At 32.7% G+C, this 21,495-nt stretch carries 21 protein-coding genes; 6 read left to right on the top strand and 15 right to left on the bottom strand.

Going from position 1 to position 21,495, the window contains the following annotated elements; genetic code table 11:
- Positions 1-210: 210 nt before the first annotated feature.
- Positions 211-1,896, bottom strand: a complete 1,686-nt coding sequence (locus BOW57_RS17355; protein WP_129056076.1) for an OstA-like protein — start codon at positions 1,894-1,896, stop codon at positions 211-213.
- A gap of 375 nt (positions 1,897-2,271) precedes the next feature.
- Here BOW57_RS17355 and BOW57_RS17360 point away from each other — a divergent pair, with 375 nt between their 5' ends.
- Complete coding sequence (locus BOW57_RS17360; protein WP_129056078.1) at positions 2,272-4,143, top strand: alpha-amylase family glycosyl hydrolase; 1,872 nt, start codon at positions 2,272-2,274, stop codon at positions 4,141-4,143.
- Positions 4,144-4,193: 50 nt separating this feature from the next.
- Here BOW57_RS17360 and BOW57_RS17365 read toward each other — a convergent pair whose 3' ends face one another.
- From BOW57_RS17365 to rsfS, 8 genes are all read right to left on the bottom strand, one after another.
- Positions 4,194-5,252, bottom strand: a complete 1,059-nt coding sequence (locus BOW57_RS17365; protein ID WP_129056080.1) for a glycoside hydrolase family 130 protein — start codon at positions 5,250-5,252, stop codon at positions 4,194-4,196.
- A gap of 63 nt (positions 5,253-5,315) precedes the next feature.
- Positions 5,316-6,095 (bottom strand): superoxide dismutase, encoded by a 780-nt coding sequence (locus tag BOW57_RS17370; RefSeq protein ID WP_129056082.1) that lies wholly within the window; start codon positions 6,093-6,095, stop codon positions 5,316-5,318.
- A 9-nt stretch (positions 6,096-6,104) separates the two neighbouring features.
- Entirely contained in the window at positions 6,105-6,374 is a 270-nt protein-coding gene (locus BOW57_RS17375) for an acyl-CoA-binding protein (RefSeq protein WP_089052316.1), read from the bottom strand.
- The gene (locus BOW57_RS17380; protein ID WP_089052315.1) at positions 6,375-7,028 is read right to left on the bottom strand and encodes a phosphatidylserine decarboxylase family protein; all 654 of its coding nucleotides are present in this window, start codon (positions 7,026-7,028) and stop codon (positions 6,375-6,377) included.
- Positions 7,018-7,908 (bottom strand): phosphatidate cytidylyltransferase, encoded by an 891-nt coding sequence (locus tag BOW57_RS17385; protein ID WP_129056084.1) that lies wholly within the window; start codon positions 7,906-7,908, stop codon positions 7,018-7,020. The genes BOW57_RS17380 and BOW57_RS17385 overlap by 11 nt, the downstream gene beginning before the upstream one ends.
- A gap of 1 nt (position 7,909) precedes the next feature.
- On the bottom strand, positions 7,910-8,515 hold the full coding sequence (locus tag BOW57_RS17390) for a lactate utilization protein B/C (RefSeq protein ID WP_089052313.1): 606 nt from the start codon (positions 8,513-8,515) through the stop codon (positions 7,910-7,912).
- Between the two features lie 115 nt (positions 8,516-8,630).
- Positions 8,631-10,556: an ATP-dependent zinc metalloprotease FtsH gene (ftsH, locus tag BOW57_RS17395; protein ID WP_129056086.1), complete on the bottom strand. Its 1,926-nt coding sequence runs from the start codon at positions 10,554-10,556 to the stop codon at positions 8,631-8,633.
- A 15-nt stretch (positions 10,557-10,571) separates the two neighbouring features.
- Positions 10,572-10,943, bottom strand: a complete 372-nt coding sequence (gene rsfS, locus BOW57_RS17400; RefSeq protein WP_026729351.1) for a ribosome silencing factor — start codon at positions 10,941-10,943, stop codon at positions 10,572-10,574.
- 93 nt (positions 10,944-11,036) lie between these two features.
- Between rsfS and BOW57_RS17405 the strand changes: the two genes are divergently transcribed.
- The gene (locus BOW57_RS17405) at positions 11,037-11,777 is read left to right on the top strand and encodes a biotin--[acetyl-CoA-carboxylase] ligase (protein WP_129056088.1); all 741 of its coding nucleotides are present in this window, start codon (positions 11,037-11,039) and stop codon (positions 11,775-11,777) included.
- A 65-nt stretch (positions 11,778-11,842) separates the two neighbouring features.
- On the opposite strand, the gene BOW57_RS17410 is transcribed toward BOW57_RS17405, so the two are convergent.
- The 3 genes from BOW57_RS17410 to pyrE form a co-directional block, all read right to left on the bottom strand.
- Positions 11,843-12,499 carry a hypothetical protein gene (locus tag BOW57_RS17410; RefSeq protein ID WP_129056090.1) on the bottom strand — a complete coding sequence of 219 codons (657 nt, stop codon included), beginning with the start codon at positions 12,497-12,499 and terminating at the stop codon, positions 11,843-11,845.
- A gap of 224 nt (positions 12,500-12,723) precedes the next feature.
- Positions 12,724-13,116 carry an orotate phosphoribosyltransferase gene (locus BOW57_RS17415; protein WP_089052309.1) on the bottom strand — a complete coding sequence of 131 codons (393 nt, stop codon included), beginning with the start codon at positions 13,114-13,116 and terminating at the stop codon, positions 12,724-12,726.
- A 147-nt stretch (positions 13,117-13,263) separates the two neighbouring features.
- On the bottom strand, positions 13,264-13,911 hold the full coding sequence (gene pyrE, locus BOW57_RS17420; RefSeq protein ID WP_089052308.1) for an orotate phosphoribosyltransferase: 648 nt from the start codon (positions 13,909-13,911) through the stop codon (positions 13,264-13,266).
- A gap of 7 nt (positions 13,912-13,918) precedes the next feature.
- Here pyrE and BOW57_RS17425 point away from each other — a divergent pair, with 7 nt between their 5' ends.
- Together BOW57_RS17425 and BOW57_RS17430 are read left to right on the top strand one after the other, a co-directional pair.
- On the top strand, positions 13,919-14,527 hold the full coding sequence (locus tag BOW57_RS17425; RefSeq protein ID WP_129056092.1) for an NUDIX hydrolase: 609 nt from the start codon (positions 13,919-13,921) through the stop codon (positions 14,525-14,527).
- A gap of 118 nt (positions 14,528-14,645) precedes the next feature.
- Entirely contained in the window at positions 14,646-14,876 is a 231-nt protein-coding gene (locus BOW57_RS17430) for a DUF4287 domain-containing protein (RefSeq protein ID WP_129024450.1), read from the top strand.
- 1,093 nt (positions 14,877-15,969) lie between these two features.
- Here the strand turns inward: BOW57_RS17430 and BOW57_RS17435 are convergent.
- A complete protein-coding gene (locus BOW57_RS17435) occupies positions 15,970-17,697 on the bottom strand; it encodes a M14 family metallopeptidase (protein WP_129056094.1) in 1,728 nt (575 codons plus the stop codon).
- Between the two features lie 274 nt (positions 17,698-17,971).
- Here BOW57_RS17435 and BOW57_RS17440 point away from each other — a divergent pair, with 274 nt between their 5' ends.
- Both BOW57_RS17440 and BOW57_RS17445 read left to right on the top strand, forming a co-directional pair.
- Entirely contained in the window at positions 17,972-19,333 is a 1,362-nt protein-coding gene (locus BOW57_RS17440; RefSeq protein WP_129024454.1) for a DEAD/DEAH box helicase, read from the top strand.
- A 180-nt stretch (positions 19,334-19,513) separates the two neighbouring features.
- Positions 19,514-19,963 carry a hypothetical protein gene (locus BOW57_RS17445; RefSeq protein ID WP_089052446.1) on the top strand — a complete coding sequence of 150 codons (450 nt, stop codon included), beginning with the start codon at positions 19,514-19,516 and terminating at the stop codon, positions 19,961-19,963.
- 183 nt (positions 19,964-20,146) lie between these two features.
- Here BOW57_RS17445 and BOW57_RS17450 read toward each other — a convergent pair whose 3' ends face one another.
- Positions 20,147-20,725: an alkylphosphonate utilization protein gene (locus BOW57_RS17450; RefSeq protein WP_129056096.1), complete on the bottom strand. Its 579-nt coding sequence runs from the start codon at positions 20,723-20,725 to the stop codon at positions 20,147-20,149.
- A gap of 88 nt (positions 20,726-20,813) precedes the next feature.
- Positions 20,814-21,495 (bottom strand): WG repeat-containing protein (locus BOW57_RS17455; protein ID WP_164973736.1); only part of this gene is annotated, 682 nt, incomplete at its 5' end.

Raw genomic sequence — 21,495 nt, forward strand, 5'->3', positions numbered from 1 at the left:
AGGTTTCATGTTTCAAGTTGACTGAAAACTAAAAACTGATACTGTGACTGAATTTAACCGCAAAGATCGCAAAGTTTGCTAAGTTTTAAATCAAGTTGGTATTGTTAAAATGCAAAGTTCGCAAAGTTTCTAAAATGAAAACTGCGACTTACGCTACGACTAATTTTATAGTAAAGAAATGAAACTGAAAACCGCAACTGCGACTGAGAATTATTTCTTAGTATTAGTGCTTGCTTTCGTAGTATTTGATTTTGCAGCAGGTTTCTTTTTGTCGTAATCTCGAGTCTCTTTCCTGACTTTCATTGGGACATTCTCTTTCGCTTCTTCGTCCTTTCCTTGCTTTATTAGTTTGTCATTCATTTCATTATCTTCGGCAGTAAAAATATCATCTTTTGATTTTATTCTTTCGTCGCCGCGCCAGACGAAACCTCGTAATTTACGCGCATTTTCAGGTAAATCTTCTTCAGGATAAATATCGCCGTCGACTCTGTTGAAGAATGTAATAGTTTCTACCGCGTTATTTTCTAGAATCAAATTAATTTTACTGCTTACGTTTTTATTAATTCCAATTAATTCATTAGCGTCATTCCGCATAAAATAGACAACTTCGGTGTTTTTAATAACATCTACATCGTGAAGTTTACCTTCTCTGAATTTTCCAAATAAATTGAGCCCTTTGACTTGATTATAACCCGTTCCTAACGTGTCTTTTGAGATAAGGAAAGTATTGTTGAGGACTTTTAAAGAATCTAGTTTTTTAGTGTTATTATCGCCAATTAAATGCATAATATCACCAGTAATCTGACTGCCGCCATTCCATAAAATTGGATTTCCAATAAGTTTGGTTAAAGCCGTTTTAGAATTAGAATGTATCGAATCACATTTACCGCTCATGTCTGTTTTGTAGAAACGTACATTTTTAAAAGCCCTTAAAATACGTTCGCCTTCTTTTCCTGTAACCATTAGTTTTTGACCGTGAATATATACAGAATCATTTTCTACAAAGTTAACTGCGACAGCTCTTTTGGTTACAAACATAGAATCTTTTAGTTTGTAAACTTCGGCATAATGACCTTTTACAATACCTCGATTTATAGAATCAGTGATTTTTACATTTCGAGTTGCCGATGCAAATTCGGTATTTCGATTATAATACAAACTATCTCCTTCTATAAGTCGATCATCATATTTTATATACGATTTTCGCAGAAAATGGGCGAGGTTTTTCTTGGTATCATAAAAACCTTTTTCTGTATAAATATAGTTGGCTTTACTAGTTATAGTTGATGGTCCAAGTAAATAAGTGTGTCCAGAATTACTGTAATAATCTAAATGATTCGATTTTACAACATATTTTGGGTTGGTAAGAGTAACCGCAGTTAAAAATTGAAATTTTTTCTCTGCAACAAAATATTTTCCAGATTTACTAACTAACGTATTGTCTTTGTTGATGATAGTCCCTTTAGTATTATAAAAAACTTCTTGAACATTTCGATCAAAATTGATAGTGTCTGTTTGCAAAGTTGCATCTGGCGAAGTCATTACAGCATTTCCTGTTGCGAATGCTTTTTTGATATTTCCGCTGTATTCTGCATATTTACTGTTTAGAAACAAAGTGTCACCTTGAACCAACTGTACATTTCCGAAGGCTTTTAGATAATTTTCTTTTTGAAAAAAGTAGGCTTTGTTGCAAGTAAGAACAACACCATCATGATTTACCTTTACATTTCCAGTTAGTAAAATTCCGTCAGGTACCAAAACTTGATCAACATCTAAGAAATCAGAATGCTCTATGTTAATTTTTTTTGGCGTCTGAGCAGTTTTTGAAGCTTGTGCAGAAATGAATTGTATACTTAATAAAAGCAGACAAGATATAAAAAAGAGTAATTTCTTCAAGTGATTAAATTTTTGTCAAATTTATGAAAAAGGTTACAACCTTATATTGTTATTAGCATTAATTTATAAATGTTTATTTTTAGGTTGAGAGGTTCAAAGTTGCAAAGGTTCTAAGTTTATATTTGAAACATAGTTCAAGTTTTTTACCTATTTTAAATCTTTGTTTCTTTGAACCTTTGCAACTTTGAACCTTCTCCTGTAATTTATCAACAAAACATTTAACTCTCACGTTGTAGTGATACATTTTTGAAGTTAAAAAGTGTAAATCAAAATTTGTGTTCTTTGGGTTGTAGAAAATAGACTAAATTTAGGAATTGGTTTTTGGATTAGGATTTATGTTTCTGATTCAAGAAAGTATGTCTTAGATTTAAAAATATGATAAAAAGTAAATTATTTGCTGTTGGAACAGCCGTAACAATTTTGTTTTCGGGCTGTAAAACAAAAGATTTAAAAATGAGTGAAGTAAAAGAAGAAAATTCAAAAGAACATAAAATTGTCGTGTATCAGGTTTTTACTCGATTGTTTGGGAATAAAAATAAAACCAATAAACCTTGGGGAACAATTGAAGAGAATGGAGTAGGGAAGTTTAATGATTTTACTGATATAGCACTTAACGAAATTAAAGATTTAGGCGTTACTTATATTTGGTATACCGGAGTTCCTCATCATGCTTTGGTAGGAGATTATACAGCATACGGAATTTCAAATGATGATCCAGAGGTAGTAAAAGGTCGTGCAGGATCGCCTTACGCAGTTAAAGATTACTACAATGTAAATCCGGATTTGGCAGTAAATCCAGCAAATAGACTGCAGGAATTTGAAGACTTAATTGCCCGAACGCATAAAGCGGGTCTAAAATTAATTATTGATATTGTTCCCAATCATATCGCCAGAAAATATGAGGGCAAGAATAATCCAGAAGGGGTTAAAGATTTTGGAGCTGATGACGATGTAAATGTGGAATACAAAAGAAACAATAACTTTTATTATATTCCAAAAACACACTTTGAAATTCCTGATGGAGATATTCCGTTAAACGGAGAAAAAAATCCTATGGTTGATGGTTTTTTTGATGAAAATCCTGCAAAATGGACAGGAAATGGTTCACGTAAAGTAAAGCCAGATCAAAATGACTGGTACGAAACGGTAAAGGTGAATTATGGTGTTCGTCCTGACGGCTCAAAAGATTTTCCAGAGCTTCCAGCTGGATTTGATCAGAAATCATTTCAAGAACATTTTGCATTTTGGCAGGATAAAGATGTTCCTGATTCTTGGAAAAAATTCAAATCAATTGCTTTGTATTGGACTGGAAAAGGTGTTGATGGTTTTCGTTATGATATGGCCGAAATGGTTCCGTATGAATTTTGGAGTTATATGAATTCAGCCATTAAAATGAAAAATCCAAACGCTTTTTTATTAGCAGAAGTTTACAATCCCAATGAATACAGGAATTATATTCGTTTAGGTAAAATGGATTATTTATATGATAAAGTTGAAACGTATGATAAATTGAAAGACATTATTCGCGGAAAATCTACTCCAGATGGATTGTCGAATATCCAAAAAGGAATGTCAGATATCGAACATCATATGCTTCACTTTCTAGACAATCATGATGAGCAGCGTTTAGCTTCGCCTGAGTTTGCAGGAACACCTGAGAGAGGAAAACCTTTAATGGTGGTTTCAACAACTTTAAGCACGTCGCCTACCATGATTTATTTTGGACAGGAAGTGGGAGAGGCTGGAAACGAAAATGCGGGTTTTGGCACTCGTTCGAGAACTTCTATTTTTGATTATATCGGAGTTCCAAATCATCAAAAATGGATGAATGATGGTAAGTTTGACGGCGGACAGCTTTCGGAATCAGAGAAAAACTTGCGAGATTTTTACAAGCGCTTATTGAATTTCTCTATAAAGAGCCCGGCTTTAATGGGAAGCTTTCAGGAAATACAATCTGAAAATCGTCAAAATAATGTTGGATATGACGAATTGCTTTATTCATACGTTCGCTGGTCAGAGAATCAAAAGCTTGTGATAATTGCCAATTTTTCTTCAGAAAAAACTAGTGAATTCGAATTGAAAATTCCTGCTGATGTCATTGCAAAATGGAATTTAAAAGAGGGAGAGTATAAACTTACTGATCAATTGTATCAGCAAAATTCTGTATTGCTAAAAGTGGAAAATGGAATAGGCAAGGCTAAAATTAAAATTCTGCCTTCTGAATCATTTATTTTTGAGCTGCACTAATATAAAAAAAGCTTGTTTGAAGTGATTAATTGATTCTTCAAACAAGCTTTTTAGATGTCTTTTAAAAGTGAAAGGATTTCTGTAATCGAAAATTTCGCACCGCAGACGAACTCATCTGAAGCTCCGTAATAGATCGTCAATGTTTCTCCATCGGGATCTAAAATATGGCCATTTGTAAATACAACATTTCCAAAAAAGCCGCTTAATTCATAATTTGTTTTAGGAAACATAATTGGGTCTTCTGTTCTAGCCAGAACTTTTGTTGGGTCTTCAAAATCCATTAAAAAAGCACCTAAACAATATTGATGGTTTTCATTAGCTCCATGATAAATTTCTAACCAGCCTTTTATGGTTTTTATGGGAGCAGCACCAGCACCAACTCTTTTACTGTCCCAATATTCTTTTCTAGTTTTGATAATACAATGATGATTTCCCCAGTGAATACCATCTGGAGATGAAGCTATCCAAATATAATTACCTCCAATATCTACGCTGCTGGGGCGATGTAAAGCATAGAATAATCCGTTTATTTTTTCTTCAAAAATAGCACAGTCTTTATTGTGAGGAGGTAATATCATGCCGTGCTTTTCAAATTTTTGCCAATCTACAGTAGTTCGTAAGCCAACACCAACACCATTTTCTGATACAGAAGTAAAAGTCAGATAATAAATTCCATCAATCAAGACAACGCGGCAATCTTCAATTCCAAATGTTTCCAGTATGCCTTCTCCAACCAGTGATGGGTAATTTTCTGGCTCATAAAAAGTACGTCCATCTTCACTGCATAATAAACGAAGATGCGAAAGTGTGGTTAAATAATCAGCACCTTTATAGTTTATTACTCTTGCGTCTGTTGCTATTAATTCGGGATCGTCTTTTTTAATCTCAATGATTTCAATAGTTCCTTTATTAGTTAATATTGGAAAAGAGATGTTGTTTTTGGTTTGTTTTGGTCGTTCGGCAACTCTTACAAGGAGCCAGATTTTATTCTGAAATTGAAATACTCCAGGATTTAAAAGGCAGGTTATTTCCAATCCTTCTTTGCTTGGAGTTAGATCGGAAGGCGACAGCAGTGGATTTTCTGTAAAACGAACGGCTATATCTTTCATACATTCTGTCTTTCTTTGGTAAATAAAAAAAGCTGATACATAATTTGTATCAGCTTTTGTGTGTTATACTTTTTTTACTTTTTTCAAAGCTTCAATATAATTTTCGTTTACTTTTTCCCAGTTTATATGTTCGTAAAAAGCATCGATATAACTTCCTTTTCTATTTTGATAATCCAAATAATAAGCATGTTCCCATAAGTCAATTCCCATAATTGGCGTTCCTGGAATTAATGCATTTTTCATTAAAGGATTATCCTGATCTTCAGTTGTGGTGATTTGTAATTTTCCATATCTGTCAACAACAAGCCAAACCCATCCAGAACCAAATTGTTTTTCAGCTTGTCCTTTAAACTGACTGGTTAAGTTGTTAAAAGATCCAAACTCTTTATTAATAGATCCTGCTAGAGTATCTTTTGGAGTTTGCTCTTTTTGCGCTAAAATGTTGAAATAAAGAGTATGGTTATAATATCCTCCAGCATTCTGGCGAAGTTTTGCGTTGCTTAAATCTAATTTTTTTAGAATGTCTGCAATTGGCATGTTTTCGTACTCAGTCGATACAATCTCTTTGTTAAAATTATTTGTGTACGTTAGATAGTGTTTAGAATAATGTGTTTCTAGAGTCAATGATCTTATTGCAGGAGATAATCCGTCATATCCAAAAGGAAGTTTTGTCATTTCAAATGAACCTGGATCTGCCTTTACATCATTTGGTGACCCGATCATTATTTTTTCCTCTTTAGTAGGAAGAGGAACCTCGACAACTTCAGTTAGTTTATTATCGTTACAAGAAAATAACAGTAAAAATGAAGGCAAAATGCTGAAAAGGACAATGTTTTTCTTCATAATGTTAATTTATTTTGATGTTAATGAATTGATGATCTCGATATAGCACTCTTTAGCTTCATCAACAGAAATATGACTAATCTGCATCCAAGCATTGGTTTTGAAAGCATCTCGTAAATCAAAATTTTCAGATTGATTGTACACAGCAGTTCCAAAAGTTGCTTGTTTGTAATAGGCATAAAGTCTTAGCTGCACATCTTGCGGCAGTGAGGCTTGAGTCATTTTTAGAGCAGTTTCAACAGCCTCTGAAAAACGAGTATCTAAATCTTTTTTTGTCATTTAAGCTTTTGTAGCGATAATAGTTTTTCCGCCAATTGCTTTTTGGTCCAGAACCACATTAATTGGCGTACCTAAAGGTAAAAATAAATCTACTCTCGAACCAAATTTTATAAATCCGGCATCAGTACCTTGAATAACCTGCATTCCTTCTTGAGCGTAATTTACAATTCTGCGTGCCAAAGCACCTGCAATTTGTCTGTATAGTACTTGACCAAAAGTATCATTTTCGATTACAACAGTTGTTCTTTCATTTTCTTCACTAGCTTTTGGGTGCCATGCAACCAAAAATTTACCAGGGTGGTATTTACTGAATTTAATAATTCCGTCCATTGCGTAACGTGTAACGTGAACGTTTATTGGCGACATAAAGATAGAAACTTGTAAACGTTTATCTTTGAAATATTCTCCTTCATAAACTTCTTCAATAACTACCACTTTTCCGTCAACAGGAGCAAGAATATGATCGCTGTTTCTAACCGCAATTCTTTTTGGGTTTCTGAAAAATTGTAAGATGATAATTAAAATCAATAATGCTGCTATTTGAACAAGCATTCTCAGCCAATTGATATCTATAAATCTATCAGCAATTACAAGTACGGCAACAGTAAAAACTGTTCCTAATAAAATAGATGGGGCTCCTTCTTTATGAAACATAATATAAAATTTGATAAAATAAAAATATAATTGGTGCTACAAATATAACACTATCTAATCGATCTAAGATACCGCCGTGTCCCGGCATGATAGAACCGCTGTCTTTTACGCCGGCAATTCTTTTAAATTTTGATTCAATCAAATCACCAATAGTGCCAAAAACACTTACGATTAAAGCGATAATAGTCCATATTAAAATAGATTTTGCGCTAAAAGCTGGATTGGGCTGAATGTATAATTTTGAAATCAAGAAACCTGCAAAAGCGGCAAATACAGCTCCGCCAAGAAATCCTTCAATTGTTTTTTTAGGAGAAACACGCTCAAAAAGTTTGTGTTTTCCCATCGATTTTCCAACTAAATAAGCAAAAGTGTCATTAGTCCAGATTAAGATGAATAAGCCAAGAATAATTTTTGGATTATAATCGTTAGTTCCAAAGGAAATTTTGACAATAAAAACAAAAGGAAGTGTAATGTAACCTAATAAATACAAGTATTTAGATGAGATGCTTACTTTTTGAACGGAGTCGTAAAATAAGAATAGAATACATTTAATTGAAACCACAATTGTAACAGCAAGAAGTATAAGATCTAACTGCTGTATATTGAGTTCTAAGTTTAAATTTGATTTGAATAAATTGTTTAAGTAAGCGGCCGTTTGTTTACCGTAATGACTTACAAGTACTATAGCACTGTAAAGCAAGGTTCCAAATAAAATTGAAAAGACTTTATTGAGATTTACTAAGTTAGAAAACTCATAAATCGTAATAACTAGAAAAATGCCAAAAAGGAGGATAAAGCTTTCAGTCGAAAACAAGATTGAAGTTAATAACAGAGCAATATAAACAGCACCAGAAATGGTTCTCTTGAGTGTTTCATTCATCTTAAAGATCTTCTAAGAGCAGTAAATACAAATTCTTGGCAACACTTCCGTATTGCGTAAAATCTTCTTCTTTTGCTTTTTCGAAATATTTTATTGTGGTAATATTAGTTGGAATATCTCTATCGTATTTACGTTTAATGGCTGTTAAACCATCACTTTTCATAGGTAGAATTTGACTTGTAGTGGCAATGATTACAATATTTGCCGGTAACTCGTTTGGTTTGTTTTGTCTAATTTGTTTTGATGAAAATAAAATAGAACCTTCATCGGCTATAAGATTTTCACAGACCGCCAAAAGAAATTTTGGTTTAGTAGGTGCAGTATAAAATAATTTATTTTCATCTAATAAATTAAATAGAGCTGGTTCGTAGCATAATACTTCACTTTCAAACCAATCATTCTCTTCAAGGATATTTTCAAACTGTTCAGCAAGTTCTTGGTTGTTTTCGCAATACAAGAATTTTCCGCCATTTTTTTTGAAATTGAAAATGAATTGCTCGTCAAGAGACAAATGACTATTTTGGACTGGATTTCCTCCATATTCACTTTCATGTTCTTCGTCAGAAGCGGATTCACTGGACCCAAATATTTTTTTGAAAAAATTCATTTTTATATGAAATGCTTTACATGTTAATTGAAAACGTTCAAAGATAAAAAAATCTTAATTCAAAAGGCTATTTTGAATTAAGATTTTAAAAAATATTACATATTTCCTGATTAATTTACGAAACCACTTCTTCTAAATTTTTGTCAAAAGTACGTTTTCCGAAAATTGCTTCTAAGTCATCTTTAAAGATAACTTCTTTTTCTATTAAGATATCAGCAAGCTGATTTAACTTGTCTTTGTTTTCTTCAAGAATCTCAATTGCTCTTTGGTATTGACCTTCAATTAATTCTGAAATTTCTTTGTCAATAATTTTAGCTGTTTCGTCAGAATATGGTTTTGAGAAATTGTATTCACTTTGTCCGCTTGAATCATAATAAGTAACATTTCCGATTTTATCATTCAAACCGTAAATCGTTACCATAGCACGAGCTTGACGTGTTACCTTTTCTAAATCGCTTAAAGCACCAGTAGAAATTCTGTCGAAAGTTACTTTTTCAGCAGCTCTTCCTCCCATAGTAGCACACATTTCGTCTAACATTTGATCTGTTCTTACGATTTGTCTTTCTTCTGGTAAGTACCATGCAGCTCCTAAACTTTGCCCGCGAGGTACAATAGTTACCTTAATAAGTGGTGCTGCGTGTTCTAGCATCCAGCTTACAGTAGCGTGACCAGCTTCGTGAATAGCAATTGCTCTCTTTTCGTCTGGAGTGATAATTTTGTTTTTCTTTTCTAGACCACCAATGATTCTATCTACAGCGTCAAGGAAATCTTGTCTGTCAACTGCGGTTTTGTTGTTACGAGCTGCAATTAAAGCGGCCTCGTTACACACGTTTGCAATATCAGCACCTGAGAATCCAGGAGTTTGTTTTGCTAAGAAATCTAAATCAAGTCCTTCAACTTTTTTGATTGGTGCTAAATGCACTGCAAAAATTTCTGCTCTTTCGCGAATGTCTGGTAAGTCTACAAAAATTTGTCTGTCAAAACGACCAGCACGCATTAAAGCTTTGTCAAGAACATCAGCTCTATTGGTTGCTGCAAGAACAATTACGTTAGAGTTTGTACCAAAACCATCCATTTCAGTCAATAGTTGGTTCAATGTATTTTCTCTTTCGTCATTTCCGCCAGACATATTGCTTTTTCCTCTTGCTCTACCAACGGCATCAATCTCATCAATAAAGATAATAGCAGGAGATTTTTCTTTAGCTTGTTTGAATAAGTCACGTACACGTGATGCACCAACTCCAACAAACATTTCTACGAAATCAGAACCTGATAATGAGAAAAATGGAACTTGCGCTTCGCCGGCAACAGCTTTAGCTAATAATGTTTTACCAGTTCCTGGAGGTCCTACAAGTAAAGCTCCTTTAGGAATTTTACCTCCAAGATTAGTATATTTTTCAGGGTTTTTAAGGAATTCTACAATTTCTTGAATTTCTTCTTTTGCACCTTCTAAACCAGCAACATCTTTAAATGTAGTTTTGATATCTGTTTTCTCATCAAAAAGTTTTGCTTTCGATTTTCCAATGTTGAAAATTTGTCCGCCGCCGCCTCCAGCACCGCCTGACATTTTACGCATAATAAAAATCCATACACCAATAATGATGATGATTGGAAGCAGACTGATTAAAATGTCAGTCCAGTTGTTTGCTTCTTTAAAATCATAATCGATTAATTTTTTTTCAGCTTTTGCTCTGTCAAGCTTTTCTTGAAAAGATTTTAAATCACCAAACTTGGTAGTATAATGTGGTCCTTTATTTGGTCTATCAAATAGATCTTTAGCTACCTTTTTATTTGCTGGATCTTTAAGTCCCGCATCAGAAAGGTAAATTTCAGCATCCTTGTTATTAAAAATAATAACATTTTTAATTTCTCCCTTAGCTAACATATTGTCAATGTTAGAAGATTTAAGTTGAGCTGGTTCGCTCATACTTGATCCACCGGTTGCAAAACTTATAAATAAAAAAACTAGAAGTATTGCGGTGTATATTAACCAAGGACTTATTTTAAATTTACTCGGATTTGGATTATTATCTTTAGCCATTAGAAAAAATTTTCTTTAGTATTTGTTTTCGATTGTAGTTATTTTGGCATCACCCCAAAGACTCTCGATATTGTAGTATTCACGAATGTGTTTCTGGAAAACATGTACCACGATGTGCACATAATCCATCAGAACCCATTCTGCATTATCGGTTCCTTCTACGTGCCAAGGTTTGTCTTTTAAATCTTTAGAAACTGTTTTTTGAATTGAGTTGACAATGGCGTTAACTTGGGTATTTGAGGTTCCGTTGCAAATTACAAAATAGTCGCAAACCGCCGTATCTATATCTCTTAAGTCAAGAATATCGATGTCATTTCCTTTTACTTCTTCAATCCCTTTGATTATGTTCGCCAATAGAACATCATTATTAATAGTCTTTTTCGCCATGAATTATTTTATATGAATTTGTAAAGTTACCAAATTTTGTGATTATTTTTGATGCTTAACAAAATATTAAATTAAGTTATTTAAATTATTTAGATGAAACTAATCAAACTCGATGCCATAGATTCTACAAATGATTTCTTAAAATCATTGTCAAGTCAAGATGAACTGGAGAATTTTATGGTCGTAACTGCTGAAAATCAAACAAAAGGCAAAGGGCAAATGGGGGCGAAGTGGGAGTCTGAGTTAGGTAAAAACTTAATTATGAGTGTCTTGGTAAAAGATTTTGTGTTTGATTATGAACGGGTTTTTAATTTAAGCATTGTTGTTTCTTTAAGTGTTTTAGAAGTCTTAAAAGAATTAAATATTCCTGAATTATCTATAAAATGGCCAAACGACATTATGTCATATAATAAAAAAATAGGTGGCATACTTATCGAAAATACCTTAAAAAGTGATGGCAGAATCGTGTCAGTTGTCGGATTAGGGTTGAATGTCAATCAAACTAATTATGATGAATTGCCAAACGCTTCTTCGCTTGCCGTTATTTCTGGGAATACTTTCGATAAAGAATCTTTAGTAGTTTTGATCGTTGAAAAAATGAAGCAGAAAATGGATTTATGGCAGTCATCAGCTTCATTTTTCTGGGATGATTATTTTAATTTCTTATTTCGAAAAGGAGTTCCAATGCCTTTTAAAAACCTTAATCCAAAAACATCGGGACATAATTTCATGGGAATTATTCAAGGAGTATCTTCAGTTGGTAAATTGCAGGTTTTGTTAGAAGATGATTCAGTTTCCGAATTTGATATTAAGGAGATACAGATGCTTTATTGATAGGTACAAAGGTCGAAAGTGGTAAAGGTGGAGAGGTTTTTATCTGCTAAATCTTTGTTTTGTTTTTAAACCTCTAATGCTTTTGTGTTTTTTGGTGCTATTTTTCTATTCCAATACATAATGTAGATTGTTCCTAAAATAGAGGGAGCCATCCATGTAATGATATTTCCTAATCCAATTCCAGCCACTATAAAAGCTGTTATAGAGGCAATCAATGCACCAATCATTTTGCCAATATGTTTAGATAGCCATTTTTTCTTTATTTCCGAGACGTTTTTGAAGAAAATAAAATCCTTTAGAGTCATATAAAATCCAAAAGCGCCAAAGAAAGTAAATAAAATACCATTTTCAACAGAATTCAATTGGCAATACAATCCAATAGAAATCATTATCACAGAAAAGAATAACATACTTCCCGAAATAAGTTTGTCTGTAAAATCAGCTTTTTGTTTGTGTTTAAAAGTTAAAGCTCTATTTCCAGAAATAACCAGGTAAATAGTAAATAAACCAATTAAGAACAAAAAGATATTTTGATGCTTTGGCATCCAGCAAATTGGAACAGAGATAAGTGAACTAGTAATCATTCCGATAGAGAAAAGTTTTCCCATTCTTTTGTGTAATACGCCGCCTTTTTTAACGATGATACTTCCAATTCCAGTAATTAGCCCAATTCCGCCAAAAAAAGCGTGAATGTAAATTAAGATCTTAATAGTTGATTCCATTTTGTGGTTTGTTAGTTTTGATGGATCAAACTTCGGGCAATAATTTATTTTGTAATAATTTATAGTACTGAATTGTATTTTTTTGAGGATGAACTGTTTTTTTTGGGAAGGTTCTGAGGCTCTGAGTAGCTAAGGTTCTAAGGTTTAAATTGACATGACAAAAAAAAGTCCAATCATTCGATTGGACTTTTTATTTATATTTCACAATTAATAATTCACCATTATTAAAGTTTCGTCATATTAGTTGCTAGAGTTTCAATAAACTTGCTGATAGGTCCTTTGATCATCATTCCCATCATAGCGTTAAATTCACCATCAAATACTAATTGAACAGCACTTTCTGAATCAGAAACACTGTCAATATTTGAAACTAAAGTAAATGGAAGTTTATCGCTTGCAGCACCCAAAACAATTTTGTTTGGAGCTGTTTTTTCTTTCATTTTAAGTTTGATTTCCGGCATACCTTTCAATCCAAAAATAAAAGCGTCTTCACCAATTACTTCAAATTTAGCAATATTATCCGGCATTAATTTTTCGAAATTCTTAACATCAGTCAATAAATCAAATAGATCCTGAGCTGATTTCTGAACTGTAACTTTTGGACTTTCTAAGTTCATATTTTTTTGTTTTGTTATTTGTTTTTTAATGCAAATGTTTTTTTACCGCAAAGGGCACAAGTTTTTTTATGTTACTTTGACTTTATTTAAGTTCGCAAAGCTGGGATTTAAATAAAGTGCGAAGCGATTTTTTAGAAAATCTAAAATCTATTCAGGTTGTCCCCAAGTCGATGGACTTTCGTTCCATTCAAGCAAAGTTGATTGTTGATCTTCAGTAATGTATTGTTTTTGAACGGCTAAATCAAGCAGATTTTCGTAGTTGCTTAATGTATACAAATCGATATTAGCGTTTTTGAAGTTTTCTTCGGCAACATTAAAGCCATAAGTAAAAATTGCTGCCATACCTTTAATGTTCGCACCTTCATTGCGTAAAGCTTCAACAGCCATCAAACTGCTGTTTCCAGTACTGATTAAATCTTCAACAACAACAACATTTTGTCCTTTTTGTAAAAAACCTTCAACTTGGTTTTGTCTTCCGTGCTTTTTTGCTTCTGGACGCACGTATACAAACGGCAGTCCAAGACTTTCAGCAACCAGAATACCAACTCCAATCGCTCCAGTAGCAACACCGGCAATTACGTCAGGTTTTCCAAATTGTTTTTCAATGTTTTTCGCAAACTCATCACGAACGTAATTTCGGATGCTTGGAAATGAAAGAATTAACCTATTATCGCAGTAAATAGGAGATTTCCAACCAGAAGCCCATGTAAAAGGATTTTCGGGATTCAATTTAATTGCATTTATTTGCAAAAGCAATTCGGCTGTTTTTTCGGCAGTATCTTTATTAAAAATCATAGTACAAATGTATAAAGTTTTTGTGAACGACAAACCACTTTTTTTGACAAATGAAATCTCAAGAGAGACCGATTTTCAATTATTCTTGTTAGAGAGTATTGATATTGAGCAGCTTATTGTCAAAATGTTTCAAAATAAAATTCAAAAGGCTTATTTGTATCATCCTGACGAAAAGGAGATTATGAAGACTCTTAAAGCCAAAATTCCTGTAAATAAAGCTGGAGGCGGTTTTGTTTACAATAAAAAAGGAGAGGTTTTGTTTATCTTTAGAAATGGAAAATGGGATTTGCCAAAAGGCGGTATCGAGAAAGGCGAGGAAATCGAAGCAACTGCAATGCGCGAAGTTGAAGAGGAAACCGGCGTAAACCAACTTCGAATAACAAATAAACTGCAAAAGACGTATCATATTTTTAAACGCAACGGAAAATATAAACTCAAAGTCACGCATTGGTTCGAAATGTATTCTGATTTTGAAGGAACTCCACAAGGTCAGCTTGAAGAAGGAATCGAAAAAGTGGCGTGGCTGAATCCTGAACAAATCAAAGAAGCTTTAAAAAATTCTTACGAGAATATTAAATTATTATTTGAAGAAGAAAAAAAGGTTAAAACAGATTAAAGTTTATTTTCTAGATATAGATTTTTTTTGTAGTAATAAGCTGAGTATTAGAGTGTAGAAATTAAATTTAATTTGTATTTTCGTTTACATGTAAATTAACTCATTAAATGTAAATTCTATGTCATTTCAAGCGTATTTAAAGACAATTAAAGAAAAAACGGGCAATGGTCCAGCTGAATTTAGAGTTTTGGCAGAACAAAAAAGCTTTACATTAGACGGGAAACTTAAACCCGAAGTAAAAGCCGGCGAAATTGTAAACTGGCTTAAAGAAGATTTTGATTTAGGGCAAGGACATTCAATGGCAATTTACGCTTTGCTAAAAGGTATTAAGGACGAAAACAGCAAATAACGAATTTAAAGGTGTAGGATTTAGAAGAAAAAAGCAACTGATTTCTAAGTTGCTTTTTTTTTTTACCGTCTTTACGACTTATCGTTGCGGGCGCAAAGCCACAGACATTTGCGCAGCGTGCGACACTTTGCGAAGTCGGGAGACTTCGTACAGCACCTATGAACACTTCGTAGAGCGGGTTGAATGTATTTTACATTTGTATATTTTGTACAAATTACTTGTGCAATGTAAAATTATTTGTTTACTTTTGTGCTATAATTAATTACGGAAAACCGTAAGTATTAAAACAAAGAAACGCGCCATTTACTGTTGCGTTTCAAAGTTTTCTAAGTTCTAAAAATTACTTTTATAATCAACTCAATTACGATGGCCGTCGTAAGGTCGATTATAAAGTCTTTTAATTTAAAGTTTTTCATATAAGATGAGCTTTAAGTTAATATTCAGTTTAGGGAAGTGACCTCCAATAGCCTGCAGGTTTGTTGACATGGTTGTTTTCATAATACTGTTTTAAATTTTAAATTAATTGCCCTCTTACAATGTAAGCAGGGCTTTTCTGCTTAATAATATTGTTGAATACAAACTTAGTCTTTTGTTCTTTTGTAGGCAAGGCTTCAATGTTACCTACTTTTCTCTTTTATTAACAAGTGCTTACGGAAGCGGTTTAATTTACTATAAAAAACGAACATGTAACTTAACTTCCAGATAGTATTTACTAGCATATAAAAAATAACCAAAATGTATGATTTATACATTTCAAAGGTGTTGATAACTATTGTAATATTTTTGCTTTGTTGATATTAACTAGCTTTTTTTAGATATTTAAGTGCAATTTTACCCAGCTCTACGAAGCGTTCACTTTGCTGATTGCTGTGTGAAGTCTCTCGACTTCATAATAATACCAATAATCTGCAAAATGAATATTTTTTTAGGAATAGAATAAATAGGAACTGTTACGAAGTGTTCAATTCGTACATCACCTATGAACACTTTGTAAAGCGGGTCTTTTTTTAATTGGAAGTTAACTTTGATTATGATTTTGATTAGGTTAAAGGGTGGACATTCGTGTTACCACAACTTTTGATTAAAAAAAACTCTACAAAACTCGATATACAGGATACTGCATATGCGCCTTTTCATAATAAACAGAATGTTTGTAAATCCAGTTTAATTGAGCATCAGGATTTTTAGCAAATTCTACATCAGTTTGTTTTTTAGCTTCTAATTCTGCTTTTAGAGTTGGATTATCTTTTAGAAGTTTTGCGGCTGTATCTTCAAAAATATATTCTGAATAATGTTCTTTTTGCTGCAAAATAGGATCGAAGAAATTCCAGTTAAAGAACGAATCAACGCCTTCTGGTTCAAAAGCTTCTACGAGATATTTTACGCCTTTTTGGTTTGTTGGAACCAAGTAATCACCTTTAGCGAAAGCCATTTTTACAATTTTAGAAGTTATTACGGTATTGTAGTGTAAATAATGTCCTTCGTAAGCATTTGGAACCGTTTTAAAATCGGCAATTTTATAGCTTTCAACCTCGATAATCGTATCGTTTTTAAGCTGAAAATAAGAGATATTGTTATTCTTTAAAAGATCAATAATATTCCAATATCCGCGCGGAATAATATAAGCAGTTGGAATCACAACTTCTTTCACCGATTTGAATTCTTTGATATAGGGAACATCTTTTTTATACGGTTTATTTCGGTCATAATATAAACGGTTTCCTGTTGTGGCTTCACTTTTTTTGTAACCTGCTTCATATCCTAAAAATGAAAAAGTAGTGGCTTTTGTGCTATCCAATTCCCATTTTAAAGTATAGGATTTTTTGGGTTGATATTGCTCTAAATTTTTTACTCTTAAATCTTTTATCTTTTGATAATTCGCATCGGTAAAATCTAAAGTCGATTTTGTGTATTCGTACGTCATTTTTACACGTTCGGCATATTTTTTCAGCATATGTGTTTCAACCACAAAACCAATTGTATTAAATAGAGACGTATAGCCTGTTGTATATCTTGGGTTATCTACAAATTGCCCAAAACCTTTGTCTGGTGTGTCTTTAAAAGAATCTACGTATGGCGTTGTTTCAATTTTCTTTTTCTGTAAATCTTTCACTAAAGCGGGCATCATTTCGGTATTCATAAAATCGCCCAAAACAGTTCCTAACTTATTATGCTGTGTCATAATATAGGTTAATTTGTATTGATAATCAGATCCGTTGCTTACGTGATTATCGATAAAAACATCTGGATTTATTTTTTGGAAAATCTCGACAAAACTTTTCGTATTTCGAGTGTCAGATTTCATTAAATCGCGATTCAAATCATAGTTTCTGGCATTTCCTCTAAAACCATAAATTTCTGGTCCGTCTTGATTGGTTCTTGTAGTCGAGTTTCGGTTTAAAGCACCGCCAATATTGTAAACAGGAATGGTAACTAAAACGGTGTTTTTTGGTGCTTTAATTTTTCCAATTGCCAAATCTCTGTAAAATTGCATTGTGGCATCGATTCCGTCAGGTTCACCGGCATGAATTCCGTTATTAATAAAAAGAACGGCTTTGTTTTTCTGAATTTTATCAAAATCAAATTCTTTGTCAGAATTATAAACAATCATGTGCAAAGGTTCTCCAGAATCAGTCAAACCCATTTCTTTCATTTGAATCGTTGGAAAATCAGTCGCTAATAGTTTGTAATAGGCAATAGTTTCTGGGTAAGAAGCCGCTTGATTTCCGTTTCCTTTCTCAAAAAAGGTATCGTATTTTTTATTGTTTTGAGCGCAAATGGTTATTGTAAAAAGTGAAAAGAGAATGGTAAAAAGTTTCATGGTTAGGTTTTTAATAGGAATCAAATATATGATTTAGTTTTATTTGTTTCAAGTTTCAAGTCCTAGGTTTGATCTACTTTGTATGTGGTTTTACCGCAAAGAGCGCAAAGTTTTATATAGTTTAGTTTTTATAAGAAAGCGCAAAGAGTTCGCAAAGCTTTATGTTTAAACTTTGCGAACCTTGCGTATAATCATTGCGTGCTTTGCGGTTAAACAACTTGAAACAATGGAAACATGAAACTTGAAACAAAACTTTTTTCCCTACTTTTGCAAAATGAATAAAAAACACCATTCCAACAACATACTTTCGAATTTAGGTATTGAAAGCTTAAACGAAATGCAGGAAATGGCGCAAGATGCCATTTTGAACGAAAACAATGTTTTATTACTTTCTCCAACAGGATCAGGAAAAACATTGGCTTTTTTGCTTCCTATTTTAGAATTATTACAGCCTGAGATACTTTCAGTTCAATGTTTAATTTTAGTGCCTTCGCGCGAATTAGGGCTGCAGATTGAACAGGTTTGGAAAAAAATGGGAACACAGTACAAAGTAAATATTTGTTATGGAGGACACTCGATTGATACTGAAATTAAAAATTTGAGTAATCCGCCGGCCGTTTTAATTGGAACTCCAGGAAGAATTGCAGATCATATTGACAGGGAAACTTTTCGAACAGATAAGGTTCAGACTTTAATTTTGGACGAGTTTGATAAATCGCTTCAATTAGGGTTTCATGAGCAGATGTCTTTTATAATTGGAAGATTACCTAAAGTGAATAAAAGAGTTTTGGTTTCGGCAACGTCTGATATCGAGATTCCAAAATATACAAGAGTGGTTAATCCAACTGTTTTAGATTTTATTCCTGAAGAAGAGGAAAAGACTAATCTTTCTATGAAAATGATTTTGTCTCCTTCAAAAGACAAATTAGAAAGTTTGTTTAATTTGATTTGTTCTTTAAAATCGCAATCGGCTATTATATTTTGTAATCACCGTGATGCTGCAGAACGTATCAGTGACACTTTGAATGAAAAAGGAATTTATGCTACGTATTATCATGGCGGAATGGATCAGGATGAACGTGAACGTGCTTTGATTCAGTTTAGAAATGGAAGTGTGAGTTATCTTGTTACAACAGATCTTGCTGCACGCGGATTGGATATTCCGGAGATGAAACATGTTATTCATTATCATTTGCCTTTAAAGGAAGACGAATTTACACATCGTAACGGACGTACTGCACGTATGCAGGCAACGGGAACGGCGTATGTTATCGTTCATGAAAGTGAAAAACAATTGGATTATATCGATTATGATATGGAAATCCTTGATGTGAAGAATACGACAGCTCTGCCAAAACCACCTGAATTTCAAACGATTTACATTAGCGGCGGAAAAAAAACAAAACTGAATAAGTTTGATATTGTTGGTTTCTTTTCTCAAAAAGGGAAATTGGAAAAAGGTGATTTGGGACTTATCGAGGTAAAAGATTTTGTTTCGTTTGCGGCAGTAAAATTCGGAAAAGTAAAAGAGCTGCTTAAGAATATTAAGGACGAAAAAATGAAAGGGAAAAAGTTTAAAATTGAGGTGGCTCGTAATGTGGTAAAGAAAGAGGAGGAGAAGAACAATAAATATTAAATAACAGAAAATTGCTGGTAATTTACTAGTTTTAATTTTATGTAATTGTATATCAGGTTTTTAATTGTTTTGTGTTTAAGGTTTATGATTTTATGTTAAAAAAATAATGATTTGATAGGTGTTTTTTCATTATTTCTGTGTTTTTTTGTTGCAGTAAAAATTATAAATCCCAAATTTATTATGAAAAGAACTATTACCATTGCCGTTTTGTTCTTTAGTCTTGTGTCGTTTGCACAGATTAAGGTTCTTGAAACAGTTCCTGTTGAAAAATTAGGAAAAGTAAATAACAATTACATTCAGAAAATTGGTGATGAATACACAGTGTACTACACTAGTATTCAAAACGATGACGAAGATGCATCAAGTTTAAGAAAATTTACCTTCAAAAATGTTGACAACGATTATGTAAATCTTTACAATATTATTGTAAATGGTTTCACAGCAACTCCGTTGTATGATATAAAATTAGAATTACCAAACAATTATATTTGGTTGCACTATACAGGAAACGTTGTTCCAGATAAAGCGACAGTTCAGTTTATGGTTTCAAGCAAAGATAAGGATGCAGCGACAAACAATGTTTCTGAGCCGTTGATCAAAGAGCAAATCAATAAATTATTTCAAAGATAATTTTTAGTTTCAGGTTTCAAGTTTAATTTGTTTCAAATTACTTCCAGAACTATAAAATAAAAAAAAGGCTGTTCAAAATTTTGAACAGCCTTTTTTAGTTTCAAGTTTCAAGTTTCAGGTTTTAAAAGTCAAACAAAAGCCTTTGCAACTTTGCCTCTTTGTAACTATGAACCTAAAAAAAAACTATATTTTCTTCACGTATTGTGTAATAATAACAATCTGTTGACCGTCTACTTTTCCCTCAATATATTCGGCATTTTCATGGTCAAGACGAATGTTTCTTACTGCAGTTCCTTGTTTAGCAACCATACTTGATCCTTTTACTTTAAGATCTTTGATTAAAACAACTGAATCTCCGTGTTGTAAAATCACACCATTGCTGTCACGGTGAACCAATTTATTTTCGTCGTCTTCGCCTTCGCCTGTAGCTTGTGCCCACGCCAGTGTATCTTCGTCTAAATACATCATATCAAGTAATTCTTGCGGCCATCCTGCAGCGCGCATACGGCTTAGCATTCTCCAAGCTACTACTTGTACAGCGACATTTTCGTTCCACATACTGTCGTTCAGACATCTCCAGTGATTTAAATCGACGTTGTCAGGATTTTCAATTTGGTCAATACAGGTAGTACAAGCTAAAATACTTTCGTCAAGACCGCCTTTTTGAGTTGGTAATACTTGATATACTTTTAGGTTTTCTTCAGCGCCGCAAAGTTCGCATTTAGATCCGCTTCGTTTGTTTAATTCTCTTTCGATACTCATTACTTATTGTTTATTTTAAAAATGCGAAATTACTTATAATATAGTTTCATTGCAAGTTTATATTTTTGACAGTTTTTTTTGGGGTAGACTAATTACAATTTTCAATACATAATAAGTCGCAATTGTATGTTTTGGTTTTAAAATCTTTTTGGGTTACTTCTGTTTTTTCAGAATACCCAACAATGTTTGGATATTCGAATGGCATTAATACTTTATTTCCTAATGATAAGATGCCATATTTATTATTTAATTGCGCAATCACTTTGTTACAAGATATGTATAATTGCTCATAAAGAATGGGAATTATTACCTTATTATTTTTATCAACAAGCCCATATTTAGAATTTAGTTTGACAACAAATAGATTCTCGTTTTGAGAAACGTCTTCATACATAAATGGAAACAATAGATTGGAAAAATCGTCATTCAAAATTAATGTCTCTTTATCACCTTTTTTTATTCTTGTGAATTGTCTGCTGTACATATCAAATTTTTCAAAACCGAAATTGGTATTTAATTTTTTAGTTCTGAAATTATAAAAATGCTTTAAATTATTGATTGTTAGAACTGCAAAATCTGCAGTTATTATCTCGATATTTTGATATTTAATTGGAATTATTTCTTTTTCACTTAAATCAATCATACCGTAAAGATCTCCTTCTTTAACTATTAAAAAATTTTCTTTTTTAGGGTTTTCAATCAAGCGCTTGTATTCGATATTGTCATATTTTGCTTGAATAAGAACATTGTTTTCACTGTCTATTATGCCT

Source organism: Flavobacterium sp. YO64, assembly GCF_004119505.1.
In the GTDB taxonomy this organism is placed as follows: Bacteria; Bacteroidota; Bacteroidia; order Flavobacteriales; family Flavobacteriaceae; genus Flavobacterium; species Flavobacterium oncorhynchi.